This is a genomic window from Solibacillus faecavium, from assembly GCF_014836905.1.
GTDB lineage: Bacteria > Bacillota > Bacilli > Bacillales_A > Planococcaceae > Solibacillus > Solibacillus faecavium.
On record NZ_JACSPZ010000007.1, the window covers coordinates 76197 to 89842 of the forward strand.

General features: G+C 34.7%; 13 protein-coding genes. 11 read left to right on the forward strand and 2 right to left on the reverse strand.

The features are described from left to right. Nucleotides 1-2: 2 nt before the first annotated feature. The 3 genes from H9635_RS13990 to H9635_RS14000 all read left to right on the forward strand — a co-directional run bounded on the left by H9635_RS13990 (nt 3) and on the right by H9635_RS14000 (nt 3820). Nucleotides 3-791 carry a CsxC family protein gene (locus H9635_RS13990; protein WP_191701032.1) on the forward strand — a complete coding sequence of 263 codons (789 nt, stop codon included), beginning with the start codon at nt 3-5 and terminating at the stop codon, nt 789-791. Between the two features lie 164 nt (nt 792-955). Next, entirely contained in the window at nt 956-2524 is a 1569-nt protein-coding gene (locus tag H9635_RS13995) for an alkaline phosphatase family protein (protein ID WP_191700933.1), read from the forward strand. A gap of 240 nt (nt 2525-2764) precedes the next feature. Continuing rightward, on the forward strand, nt 2765-3820 hold the full coding sequence (locus H9635_RS14000) for a 2,3-butanediol dehydrogenase (RefSeq protein ID WP_191700934.1): 1056 nt from the start codon (nt 2765-2767) through the stop codon (nt 3818-3820). Nucleotides 3821-3886: 66 nt separating this feature from the next. Here the strand turns inward: H9635_RS14000 and H9635_RS14005 are convergent, their stop codons facing one another. Together H9635_RS14005 and H9635_RS14010 are read right to left on the reverse strand one after the other, a co-directional pair. After that, on the reverse strand, nt 3887-4609 hold the full coding sequence (locus H9635_RS14005) for a DUF421 domain-containing protein (RefSeq protein WP_191700935.1): 723 nt from the start codon (nt 4607-4609) through the stop codon (nt 3887-3889). 275 nt (nt 4610-4884) lie between these two features. Further along, the gene (locus H9635_RS14010) at nt 4885-5904 is read right to left on the reverse strand and encodes a coiled-coil domain-containing protein (RefSeq protein WP_191700936.1); all 1020 of its coding nucleotides are present in this window, start codon (nt 5902-5904) and stop codon (nt 4885-4887) included. A 462-nt stretch (nt 5905-6366) separates the two neighbouring features. On the opposite strand from H9635_RS14010, the gene H9635_RS19500 reads away from it, so the two are divergent. From H9635_RS19500 to H9635_RS14050, 8 genes are all read left to right on the forward strand, one after another. Further along, nucleotides 6367-6690 carry an alpha/beta-type small acid-soluble spore protein gene (locus H9635_RS19500; protein WP_318245219.1) on the forward strand — a complete coding sequence of 108 codons (324 nt, stop codon included), beginning with the start codon at nt 6367-6369 and terminating at the stop codon, nt 6688-6690. A 140-nt stretch (nt 6691-6830) separates the two neighbouring features. Then, the gene (locus H9635_RS14020; protein WP_191700938.1) at nt 6831-7574 is read left to right on the forward strand and encodes an SDR family NAD(P)-dependent oxidoreductase; all 744 of its coding nucleotides are present in this window, start codon (nt 6831-6833) and stop codon (nt 7572-7574) included. Between the two features lie 394 nt (nt 7575-7968). Further along, nucleotides 7969-8448 carry a VanZ family protein gene (locus H9635_RS14025; RefSeq protein ID WP_191700939.1) on the forward strand — a complete coding sequence of 160 codons (480 nt, stop codon included), beginning with the start codon at nt 7969-7971 and terminating at the stop codon, nt 8446-8448. 45 nt (nt 8449-8493) lie between these two features. After that, nucleotides 8494-9162 (forward strand): response regulator transcription factor, encoded by a 669-nt coding sequence (locus tag H9635_RS14030; RefSeq protein ID WP_191700940.1) that lies wholly within the window; start codon nt 8494-8496, stop codon nt 9160-9162. After that, nucleotides 9159-10172, forward strand: a complete 1014-nt coding sequence (locus H9635_RS14035; RefSeq protein ID WP_191700941.1) for a sensor histidine kinase — start codon at nt 9159-9161, stop codon at nt 10170-10172. Before H9635_RS14030 ends, H9635_RS14035 begins: the two co-directional genes overlap by 4 nt. Nucleotides 10173-10327: 155 nt before the next feature. Beyond that, nucleotides 10328-10747: a hypothetical protein gene (locus H9635_RS14040; RefSeq protein ID WP_191700942.1), complete on the forward strand. Its 420-nt coding sequence runs from the start codon at nt 10328-10330 to the stop codon at nt 10745-10747. Between the two features lie 35 nt (nt 10748-10782). Further along, the gene (locus H9635_RS14045) at nt 10783-11550 is read left to right on the forward strand and encodes an ABC transporter ATP-binding protein (RefSeq protein WP_191700943.1); all 768 of its coding nucleotides are present in this window, start codon (nt 10783-10785) and stop codon (nt 11548-11550) included. Next, nucleotides 11540-13567: an FtsX-like permease family protein gene (locus H9635_RS14050; RefSeq protein ID WP_191700944.1), complete on the forward strand. Its 2028-nt coding sequence runs from the start codon at nt 11540-11542 to the stop codon at nt 13565-13567. The genes H9635_RS14045 and H9635_RS14050 overlap by 11 nt, the downstream gene beginning before the upstream one ends. The last annotated feature ends 79 nt before the right edge of the window (nt 13568-13646 follow it).

A 13646-nucleotide genomic window follows, 5' to 3' on the forward strand; every position in this document is an offset into this window, starting at 1 on the left:
CAATGAAGGATAGCTATCCAAAACACGGAAAAGGTCAAAGCAAAGGGGAGGATCTTGGGGTCAAATCAAATCAACAAATTCCTGTAACTGATTCCGACGTAACTTTAGTTACATCTCCACTACCAACACCTACTTTTAAAGTTCCAGTAGTACTTGCAGAGCGAACTCTTCAAATTGTCGTAGAATCAGATATTTCACTTTATCCGCCAGCTACGGAGATTAAAAGAGTTAAAAAACATGTATTTTTAGATCAAGTTAAATTAGTACCAGTAGAATTCGCACCAATTGGTACAACTGGCTTTTTCACAGTTACAAGAGCGAAATTATTTGTAGGAGGACATATTCGTAAAAATATTGAATATGCTTCAGCAGATTACAATGCACCACTACAAGATCGAATCGCAAATGTTCGATTCTCAGGTTTTGCAGAGTTAACAGCTGGTGATTTCATAAATCCACCTATCTTTGGTGTATCAGAAAATGCAGAATCTAATTTCGTTAATGAAAAAACTCAAATGGATGCTCGTTTGGATAAATACTTCTTCCAAAACCTTGTGAGATACAATGAGCAACCATACGGTGAGTTACTTGCTGCCAACTTCTTTGAACTTGATTTTTCACCGCACTCCACTTATCATGATGGATCTTTCCACACATTGCGTGAAAAAATTGTACTTGACCTTACTTTAAAAGTATTACAAGTTCAACAAATTAACGTGCCTGGTGGTGGCGTTGTATCAGTAGTTCCTGACCTTCTTCCTGGTATCACTCCTCCTCCTGCAGCAGAATAAAAGTAAGTTAGTTTTTAAGAAGCATCCAAAGTCGTTTATGCGATTTTGGGTGTTTTTTTGCTTGAAAAAGAAGGGGGTGGTTGATTAAATAAACTAACCTGCCTCTGAATGGAATAAATAATTCAACCCATACTAAACTGATAAATTAAATTGTAGGTGAATTCATGAAACGTAAAATAATAATTACGTTAATTTTTTTAATGTTTATCTGTACCGTTCTTGTACTAGCAGTTTCTGTATCTCCTATCAAAGATTTGGATGATGTTTCAGTAAACTCAAGCGATAAACCCATTATTTTAATCGCTGTAGATTCATTAATGAGTGATCCGTTACAAAAAGCAATTCAAGAAGGAAAAGCACCAGCCTTTGAATTTTTGATTAACAATGGACATTATAATCGGGAAATCATAAGCTCTTACCCGACGATGTCGGTCACTATTGATAGTACATTACTCACAGGCACTTATTCGGACCAACATAACATACCGGGGCTGATTTGGTTCAAAGAAGACGAAAATCGGATGATTAGTTATGGAAGCGGAATCGGTGAAATATGGAATAATGGGGTAAGAAATGTTGTCCGGGACAGTGTCATTCATCTCAATGAGAATCATTTAAGTAAAAATGTCCAAACGATTCATGAAGAGATGGCAATTCGTAAACTGCCATCAGCTTCGATAAATGGTCTATTATACCGTGGAAGTTTTGAACATCGACTAAACGTTCCGAGGCTCATAACAATGACTAAACTCTTACCAAAAGAAGTTAAAGTAAATGGACCCTCCTTATTTTCACTTGGAGCACTTTCACAATATAGCCCAGAAAATAACCGTCATAAATATGTATGGAACCGCCTGGGTGTTAATAACAAATTTACAGCTCAGGAAGTAAAATACTTAATCGAACAAAAGAAGTTACCACCCTTTACACTTGCTTATTTACCGGATGCGGATGCCTCTATCCATAAACATGGACCAGAGGATTTAAAGGGCATTGAAAAAGCAGATCAGGCACTTCAAGAAATATTAAGTAGCTTCCCGTCCTGGGAGGAAGCTATTCAAAAGGCAACATGGGTTGTACTGGGGGACAGTGGCCAATCTTCCGTGGGCAAAGATAAGGATCATTCTTTAATCGATTTAAATAAATTATTGAACAATTATACTTTTTGGGAAGGGAAAAAGAATGATGGTCAATTAGCAATAGCAGTTAATGAGCGGATGGCATACATTTATGTGAAAGATCCGCAGGTCAAAATTTTAGAAGTGGTGAGAAATTTAAAAGGTGAAGAACGTATTGGCTTTATTGCGTGGAAAGATGATCAAACAAACTATGTTGTAAACTCAGTCAGTGATGAGGAATTAACATTTTCACCAAATGGCAAGTATGTGGATGACTATGAGCAATCATGGCAGATTGCCGGGAATACTTCTATCCTGGATTTGCAGCTGACTAATGAAGGACACATTCAGTATCAAGATTATCCGGATGCGCTTGCAAGGCTACATGGCGCGCTTCACTCACAACTTGGGCGTGTCATTATCGTGGATGCCAAACCTTCCTATGAATTTATAGAAAAGCATAGTCATGATCATGCAGGTGGCGGTGCACATGGCTCTCTTCATAGAGCAGATTCTATTGTTCCGATGATTGTTACAGGTACGAATGAATCTCCGCTACCCAATCGCCTTGTCGATGTGAAAAAGTGGATTCTTCAATTATTAGGGGATGACTAACAATGTTTTTTGGTAGAGAACGAACTCCAGAAAAGGAATTCGTTCTTTTTTAATCCTTTTAGAATATTATATTGTGCTTAATAATTGTCCCGACAACATGAATAATCAGTTCTATCTATAACAATTCTGTGTCAATAAATAACAAAAATTAACATTATATTCAAAAAGTTTATTCGTTGGGCTCTGTATACTTGAAGTAATACTACACACGTAGTAATTACTTTTAATGGAGTGATAATCATGAAAGCAGCACGTTGGTATAAAGCAAAGGATATTCGGGTTGAGCAGATTGAAGAGCCTCAGGTGACAGCAGGGCGTGTCAAAATTCAAGTCGCATGGACAGGTATTTGCGGTAGTGATCTTCATGAATATGTAGCAGGACCAATTTTCGTTCCAGTAGATGCACCACACGCAGTAAGTAAAGAAGTGGCACCAATTGTCATGGGCCATGAATTTTCTGGTACAGTTGTAGAAGTGGGGGAGGGTGTTACAAGCGTAAATATTGGTGATTTAGTTGTAGTTGAACCGATTTTAGCATGTGGCAAATGTGCCGCCTGTTTAAAAGGGAAATATAATGTTTGTAAACACTTAGGATTCCATGGTTTATCGGGTGGCGGAGGCGGTTTATCCGAATTTACAGTGGTTGATGAGCGCTGGGTACATAAAATGCCAGAAGGATTATCTTTAGAGCAGGGTGCTTTAGTAGAGCCGGCAGCAGTCGCATTACACTCGATTCGTATGAGTAAATTAAAAGCAGGCGATAAAGCTGTTGTCTTTGGTGTAGGTCCAATTGGTTTATTGGTAATTGAGGCATTGAAAGTAGCGGGTGCATCGGAAATTTATGCTGTAGAATTATCGGAAGAGCGCGGAGCGAAAGCGTTAGAACTAGGTGCAACAGCCGTTATTAATCCTGCTGAAGAAGCTGATGTAGCAGGTAAAATTCAGGAGTTGACAAACGGTGGCGCAGACGTAGCATTCGAGGTTACAGGTGTACCAATCGTATTGCAACAAGCAATTGATTCCACTTCATTCGAAGGTGAAACAATCATCGTGTCGATTTGGGAAAAAGAAGCATCTATTCAGCCAAACAACATCGTATTATCAGAACGTAACGTAAAAGGGATTATCGCGTACCGTGATATTTTCCCGGCTGTTATGCACCTGATGACAAAAGGCTACTTCCCGGCGGACAAATTAGTTACAAAACGAATTACATTGGACGAGGTTGTTACGGAAGGCTTCGAAACATTAGTAAATGATAAAGATCAGATTAAAATCCTTGTCTCTTCTAAATAGAAAAAACGGCTTATCCTACTAGAGGATAAGTCGTTTTTCAATACTCTGAATAGCAATTTAACCACATCAGTGTTTTATTGGTGGGGCTGTATTCCATTCATCTTTTATAGAGACGTGCAGTTCAAGATTACGGTTTATAGAGGCAAAAAATACATCGCTTAGCTCATTAATCCCTTGTTCGGATAATTGCTGTATTAACCATGCTTCGTTAAGATTTATCTCTCTTAGAACCTCCGAATAGATAGTTCCTTCTATAATAACTGGAAAGGCCATAGAGGACTTAAATGACCCTAAATTCAAATCTTCTCTAGTCACAGTAGTTTTCTCAGGCTTTTTTAATACACTTAAAGATCCACTCGGTTCTATAATAGCAGTTTCAACTTCACTAATATCAAATACATCCTTTTCTCTAAGCATTTGAAGAATGTTATCAATTGAGTATCGGATACTCTTAAGGTTATTCGTAATAAATTTCCCATCTTGTATCACAACAGTAGGTTCAAGTGTTAAAAGCTTACCAACTTTCCGATTTGAAATTTTCCAGTTTGCCACAACTCTTTGAAATAGTCCAATAAAAATGATTGCTATAAAAGTTGGTGCGTGTTCAATGTTTGGGTCAGCAATATCAGCTCCTACGACTGCTCCTAGTATAATTACAATCAAAAAATCAAATACGGGTATTTCCCCAATTGCCCGTTTGCCCATGAATAGGGTAGTAAACAACAGCAAGGGTAAAATAGTTAGTATTCTTGCCAAGACAATAAGAATATCTTTTATAAAGTCAAGCATGTACGCACCTCAATCTTCCAATATTTACTTGAAAAATAGATTATCTCTATAGACAACGTTTCCATTTCGAGCGTTTAATATTACGACTTTAAATATTTTATAAAAATAAGATATGAGGTGTGGTACAAAAGATCATTCCAATCTCAATGTAAAAGTATTACTTTCATTTTTGGATAATTAAAACTTATTAAATAAACAATTAAAATAGAAAAACCCGGAATTATAAAAATTCCGGGTTCTGAAAATTCCTCAGCTAGAGGAATCGATTTTAATAATTAATCAAATTTACCATTTGTCACTACATCATCTATCTTAAGATTTAATACATCTTGAATATCTTTTGCTTTTAAATCCTTAGCTTTATTCATAATTTCATTAACTTCGTTACCAAAATTCTCTACATCTGCATTAGCTTCCTTTACTTCTGCGTTCGCGGCATCCTGAGCATCATTAGCATCTTTTAACTCAGTATTAGCCGTTTCAATTATTCCCTCAGCTTTAGTAATTTCGCCATTAGCCTTGTTAATTTCTTCATCTCCCTCTTCTTTTAAATCATACACAGTATCTTTAAATTCTGTGACTGTATTATTTAAATCTTCTATTAATGCTGCATCTTTTTTAGCTTTAGCTACCGCTGCATCTAATTCAGTTTGAAGCTGGTCTCTTTGTTTAACAGCCTCATTATACTTAGCAGTTTGTTCTTCAAGTTGAGCTTGCGTGTGATTTAGCTTTTCTGTAGTTTCTTTAAGGTCAGCGTTAGCTTTATCTAATTCTGCTTCCAATTCTGCAATCCGAGCTTTCAAGTCTTTTATAAATGTAGTAGCTTCATCAAGTTTAAGTTTAGTATCTTCTAACTCTTTTAAAGTAGCTGTATTAGAAGCAAGCAGTTGATTGTAACTCAACTCTAAAGCTTTGAAGTTATTACCAACTTCTTCTAGACTTTTCACTAGTCCAGATATTTGCTTATCTTTTTTATCAATTGTTGTTTGCAATTCGGAAATCTTGCCATTAAGCTTTACAACGTCGCCTTTAAGATTGGTAATAGTAACCTTCTGACTAGCTATAAAATTATTAGCTTTTTTAATTTTAGCGTTAGCATCCTTTTGAAGTTCCTGAACTTTATTGATTAAGGCTTGTTGATTTTGATCGTATTTTACTACTTGATCCGTTTGAATAGAAATTTTGCTTTTAATTGCATTTAATGTTTCAGAACCATCATACGCAACAACTGTTAATGATGCTGATGTAAGTAAAGTGCCTGCTAAAATTAGTGCTTTCCCTGAAAAATAACCCATTAAATAATTCCCCCAATAATATTATTTGTATACTACAATTCAAATTAGTAGTAATTACCATATTATACTCGTGGGTTATATCTTTTATGCCTAATTTTAGTGAGAATTTTACTATAGTTAATTCTACTTTTTAATATTTTAAATATAATATGACTAATAGCATATGTATAATTCTTTTGAAATGTTAAATTAACGTCAATTAAAATAAATAATTGATGAATGTAAATTTAAAAGACTGAGTTAGGATTGAGATTTAATCGAGAGAACATTGTTAGCAACTATGGTTAAAGATTAAAAGTGGGAAATATAAAAAAAGGGTAATATATTTACAAAGATTAGGAAAACTTGAAATGAGGCATGGATTATAAATTCCCATTACCAAAGTTACTCATTTATCTCATATACTAGCTGAGGATATTATTTTAAAACCTGCTTATATTAATGGAAAAGGGAGGTGCGATAATGACCCAGATACAAAATAAACTGGAACAAATGAAACTTGAAATAGCAGCCGAGTTTGGAATTGATAACTACGATTTAATCGATAAAGGTGAACTGCCATCTAGAGTGAACGGTAAAATTGGCGGTGAAATGACTAAAAGACTTATTGAATTAGGAAAAATGCAATTAGTTCAGATGACGCAACGAGAATTAGTACCTATAGAAGTAAAAAGGGAAGATGTTATGAAAAAGCAGCTTATGCTTCCTTGGCCAGAGGAGTACCACGGAGATTTACTGCCGATCCCTGGACATTATGATTCCCCAAAGAGTAACTTTTATAATTAATTGGCAAGAAAATTGGTATATGAAAAATGCTTAGATATGAACTAAGCATTTTTCTTTTTTTTGACATGGATAAAAAGAGTACATTTACAAATAATATTGTGAGACAGTAAGCAAAATTTTATTATAAATTGGAGGAAAATATGGGGAAATTAGATGGTAAAGTAGCGATAATAACAGGAGCAGCACAAGGTATGGGTGCCATGCACGTTCGAAAATTTGTGGAGGAAGGTGCAAAAGTAGCAATTACTGACCTTAACTTTGACGGTGCGAAAAAACTAGCGGATGAAGTAGGAGAAAATGTAATCGCTCTTAAATTAGATGTGGCAAGTGAAGAAAATTGGATAGAGGTTGTAGCAAAAACTGAAGAAACATTCGGTCCTATAAACGTGTTAGTTAACAATGCGGGAATTGGGATTTTCAAAACATTAGAAGAACTAACTGTAAAAGATTTTGAATTAACATTTAAAGTAGATGAGCTTGGCGTATTTTTAGGGATGCAAAAAGTTCTTCCTTCTATGAAAAAAGCGGGCATCGGTTCTATTATTAATATTTCCTCTGTAGATGGCTTGGTCAGTGCGCCTACAGCTATTGCGTACAGTGCCTCTAAACATGCTGTAACTGGTATGACGAAGGGTGCGGCTGCAGAGCTTGGGCAATATAACATTCGTGTAAACTCTGTACACCCGGGAATTATTAAAACACCTATGGCAGATCAACCAGATGTGGAAGAATATCTTAAGCAACTTGAAAAGGATATTCCTTTAAGAAGAAGAGCAGAAGTAGTAGAAGTTTCTAATTTAGTTGTATATCTTGCATCTGATGATTCAAGCTATTCGACAGGAAGTCAATTTGTAGTAGATGGCGGTATGATTTCTGATCTATAAATAAAATTATTCGAGCCTGGGACAAAACGAAAAACATCCATTTTTTCAAGAAAAAAATGGATGTTTTTCTGCTTCTGCCAGAATTGATTTCCGTTACGGGGACGCTTTCCGGGGGCACGGCCTTACACGAACGTCTCAGGCGTCGGTGCTCCTGCGGTTACTCGTCGCAAAATAAATTTCGCTGTTCCCCCAGGAGTCGCCCCTTCACTCCAATCAATTCATATAATATCAATTTCTTCATAAGAGTATTTCCCTTTTACAAAGAAATTTCTACTTATGTCCCAGCCTCTTTTTTTTCTGCTTTTTAAAGGGAGGAGCAATCTTAAGAATTTTAATAGTTTTATCTTAAGATTTACAGGCTATGATAAATGAAGGAGTTTTAGGAGGCAAGCTTATGAAAAAAATTTTAAAAGTAGCATTTTGGATTGTATTATTATTCTATGCTTATTTATTAATAGAAACGGTATTTTTTGCGCGGGATGCGAGACGAAGCGTTAATTTAGTTCCATTTGATATGATAACAGACGAGGGCTTTACATTAAATGTATGGGGGAATATTCTTATGTTTATTCCGCTAGGTCTCTATGCTGCAAATTTTTTGAAAAAATTTAATTTCTGGAAAGCAATGTGGGTAGTTATTGGCGCAAGCTTGGGAATTGAAGTATTCCAATACATTTTTAAGCGCGGAGTAAGTGATATTGATGATTTATTGTTAAATACAATGGGTGGATTAATTGGGATTAGTATTTACCTAGTAATAAAAGTAATGTTCAAAACGAAAGAGCGGGTGCATAGTGCCATATCGGTTCTGTCACTTGTAATTGGGATCCCGGTATTTTTATTAACTGTAATTCTATTTCTTTATAATTACTAGTATTAAATGTATAGAGTGTAAAATTTCGATAAAGGGAGTGAATCTATGGCAAAGATTATTATTATAGAAGACACCGAAACGATAAGAGAAGAACTAAAAAACTTTTTAATTAGGTATGGCTATGAAGTAGTTGCCTTAACGAACTTTGAAAATATCATAAATGATACACTAACAGAAGAACCAGAACTTATACTATTGGACATCAATCTGCCTGTGACAGATGGATACTATATATGCAGAGAAATAAGAAAAAAATCCGATGTACCAATAATTGTAGTGACAAGCAGGGATTATGAAATGGACGAACTTATGAGTATAAATTTAGGTGCGGATGATTTTATAACAAAGCCATTCAATACTCAAATACTCTTGGCAAGAATAGAATCGATATTAAGAAGAGTTCATGGAAGCCACATTCAGGATATTATTACGTATAACGATCTAAAGTTGAACTTATTAAATGGATCTGTGACATATAACGAAAATACAGCAGAATTAACGAAAAATGAACTTAAAATACTTTCCTGCTTAATTAAAAGTAAGGGGAAAATTGTTTCAAGGGATGATTTAATGGATTTTATGTGGAATGCGGATATTTTTGTCGATGATAATAACTTATCTGTTAATGTGACTAGACTAAGGAAGAAGCTTGAAGGAATAGGGATGCAAGATAATATCGAAACTAGACGCGGATTAGGTTATATTCTGCCATGAAATTTAAAGAATATTTAAAAGAGAGAACGCTGTTTTTGGTGCTGAATTTTATACTATTCACCATAATAGGTGGGATTATGCTACTGATTAACAGTAGCTGGAACCTCATATTATTGACTTTCTGTATTTGGTTTTTCCCTATACTTTCCTATATAATTTTAGAATTTATTAAACAGAAAATGTTATATAACGAGTTAACCGGCATTATAGACACCTTGGATAAAAAATATTTGTTGTCCGAGATTATGACCGAACCAGAAAACATTGAAGGTAAACTTCTATATGATATATTGCGTCTGGCAAATAAGGATATGCATGAGCATGTAAAGAAGTACAGAGACCGGGAAAATGAGTATAGAGAATATATAGAAACATGGGTACATGAGATAAAAACTCCGATTGCATCAACTCGCTTAATAATAGAAAACAATCCAAGTGACACTACCCGAAATATTCATGATGAAATAAAAAAGGTTGAAGAATACATTGAACAGGTTCTATATTATTCAAGAAGCAATAATGTCAGTAAGGATTATATAATTAAAGAGGTGTCTTTACCTGATCTTGTCAAAAGGGTAATAAAGAGAAATTCGAGAGATTTTATTAGCAAAGGAATCGCCCTCGATATTAATGCGGTAGATGGTGTGATATACAGTGACGCCAAATGGCTGGAATTCATAGTGAACCAACTGGTTGGAAATGCAACTAAATATATTGCGCGACGGGATGGGAAAGTAACAATCAGTACAATTAAAAATGAAAATAACATTATACTTACTATAGAGGATAATGGTATTGGTATTATAGATAAGGATTTAAATAGAGTTTTCGAAAAAGGGTTTACAGGAGAGAATGGCCGAAAGTATGGACAGTCTACTGGGATTGGCCTTTACTTATGCAAAAAACTTTCAGAGCAGCTTGGTTTAGGACTTACCTTAACTTCTAAAGCAGGTGAAGGAACAAAGGTTAGCATTGTCTTTCCGATTGGAAGTGTAAATTTACTGAATTGAATCATTAAAAAAACGGATGCCTGACTAATAAGTCGGACATCCGTTTTTTTATTTCCAATCTTGCAAAAATGTAACTTTATTAAAAGATAAACCGATATGTAGCGCTAAGTAACCTTGTTATGATAATGACAAGAAGTGAACAGGAGGAAATTAAAATGAATAAATTGGTTATTGCAGTAATAGCAATCGTTGCTGTTTTATTGATAGGGACTTATAACGGGTATAATTACTATAATGGTCCAAAAATTGTAGATGGTGTTACTTCAGGAAGTGTCGATGGAAAAGGTAATCCAATAGATTTTACAAACAAATTTTCACATGGAGATACAGTATATTTCTCTGCAGAAGTTAACCGATTTTGGATAAAAGAAGCAAAGGTCATATGGTATAAAGATCAAGTCAAAACATCAAATAGATTGCATGTTGAAGAAAATATAGTTTTAAATGATGCAGGGTATTTTACTGCTAAGCTAACGATTCCCGATAATGCCAAAGAAGGCCGTTACATGGTAACGATATTTGTAAAGGGTAGCCCAATTAGCGAAACTACCGCTGAATTTTACGTGAAAAAATAGAGTGCTTTATGAATCAGGAGTGTGGAGGGAAAGCAATGAACAGTATATTAACCGTTGAAAAAATCGAAAAATATTTTGGGCATAAAGGAAATGTAACAAAAGCAATCGACAATATTAGCTTTCAAGTAGAAAAGGGAGAGTTTGTAGGAATTATGGGTCCGTCAGGTAGTGGCAAGACGACCCTTTTAAATTGTATTTCTACTATTGATACGATTACAACAGGTCATATTAATATCAATAATAAGGATATTACAGTTCTTAAGCGAAAAGCTTTGGAAAATTTCAGACGCGATGAGTTAGGTTTCATCTTCCAAGATTTCAACCTGCTGGATACACTGACTGCCTACGAAAATATCGCATTAGCTCTTACAATACAAAATAGAGGGACTAGAGAAATTGATCGTTTGATTAAAGATGTTGCTAAGAAACTTGAAATTGCTGAGCTATTAAATAAGTTTCCTTACCAATTGTCGGGAGGGCAAAAGCAGCGAGTAGCCTCAGCAAGGGCATTAGTTACAGAGCCTTCACTCATTTTGGCGGATGAACCAACAGGGGCTCTTGATTCTAAATCTGCAAGACTGCTTTTAGATACATTTGAAAAGCTGAACAAAGAATTCGAGTCTACAATACTTATGGTTACTCATGACGCCTTTACAGCTAGCTATGCTCACCGAATTCTCTTTATTAAAGATGGACGTATTTTTAATGAACTGATACGTGGAGACGATACGAGAAAGGAATTCTTCAATAAGATCATTGAAGTTGTAACTTTACTTGGAGGGGATGCGGGGAATGTTTTATAAAATTGCGCTAAATAATGTGAAAAGAAGCTTTCGGGATTATTCCATCTATTTTTTAACATTAACCATTGCCGTCTGCATATTTTACAGCTTCAATTCCTTTGAAGAACAGACAGCCATGCTGGAAATGGGCAAAAGTACCTCGGAATATATGTTAACTTTTAATAAACTAATCGCTGGAACATCAATATTTGTCTCTTTTATTCTTGGTGGATTGATTACTTATGCCAACAATTTCTTAATTAAAAAACGAAAAAAAGAATTGGGCATATATATGACCCTCGGAATGTCAAAAGGTAAAATTTCTAGAATCCTAATATTTGAAACTTTATTGATTGGTCTTATATCCCTAGTAGTAGGGACTGCACTTGGAATTATTGTTTCACAAGGCTTGTCAGTAATTACAGCCCAACTATTGGCCGTTGAAATGAGTCAATATAAATTTGTTGTTTCATTTGGAGCAGTCATTAAAACTGCTGTTTATTTTGGCATTATTTATCTTCTTGTCATGATCTTCAATCAAGTGACAATTTCGAAATATAAATTGATCGACATGCTGAATGCAGCGAAGAAAAATGAAGTAGTAAAACTAAAGAATGCATATGTCTCCATTTTTACCTTTCTTATATCTTTAATTGTTTTGGCAATTGCATATGCACTTATACTAGAAAATGGGATGAATTCTGAAGGGATTTTATTGATAGCAGCTCTTTTGATGGGCGTTATTGGAACGTTGCTATTCTTTTTCAGCCTATCCAACTTCATGATTCATATTGTACAAAAGAATAAGAAATTATATTTAAAGGATTTAAATATCTTTATTTTAAGACAGATCAATAACAAAATTAATACGAACTTCGTCTCAATGACTGTAATATGTCTGATGCTTTTTTTAACGATTACCCTTTTATTTACTATGTTTAGTTTTAAAAGTACCAACGATAAAATGGTCGAAGGAAATACTTCTTTTGATGCTTCATCGGTGCTCATTGCCAATGATAAACATCAAGAAGAAGAGAACGAGATAGAGAACTTTTTAGAAAAAATTGACTTTAAATTTCAAGCGGATGAAAAACATACTTTTTTTAGTGAGTATAAACTAACGCTTACTTTAGAGGATCTGTTAACAAATTATTTGAGTGAGCAGGAACTGCTAGATTTTCAGAAAAACTATATGATGGGTGCCTTATCTGCTGTTAAAATATCGGATTATAATTCCAGTGTCCAGCTTAAAGGGCAGAAGCCTATTGAGTTAAAGGGTAACGAAGTATTGATCGTATCGAATTATGGCCATATGAATAAGGCATTGGATAAGTTTATGGATAATGAAGACATCATCAACATTGAAGGCAAAGACTATACGATTAAAAATGATATACCTATTGCAGAAAATATATTGACTACTGCCACGGCTCTATCCTTCTTTTATCTCATCGTTCCGGACGATTTTTCCGGTGAGCTGATATTAGATAAAACAGGCTTTAATGTAATGTTTGAAGGTATCGATCCTAAAAAGTCAGAGGAAAAATTTACTGATTTATTTACTAGTCTTTGGAATGATAGTACTGTAGATGGTATTAATTATTTAGTGCTTGGGAATACAATTGACCAGGTAAATACAAGAGTACATGGATTATCAGCTACAATTGTTTTTCTGGGCATTTATTTAGGGCTTATCTTTCTAATATCGAGTGCTGCAGTAATGGCATTGCAACAGTTATCTGATGCTAGCGACAGCTTGGAACGCTATCAATCTTTACGGAGAATTGGCGTCACAGAAAAATTAATTAACAAAGCGATTTTAATTCAAAACCTGATTTATTTTGCGATACCTTTAGGGTTAGCTATTATTCATTCCATCGTCGGAATTAGTATGGTTAACGAAGTTTTCAAGACTTACAGCCAAAGTATAATAGGAAGTTCCATGTTCATAATTATATCAGCACTTCTCATAATATACGGAGGATACTTTTATGCAACGTATGTAGGCTTTAAAAATATTGTGAAAAGTAGGAATTAGTGATAGTAATTAATTTAATTAAGTAAGGTAAGTAAAACAAAACGCATCTTCATTTGAGAGGATGCGTTTTGTTATGGAA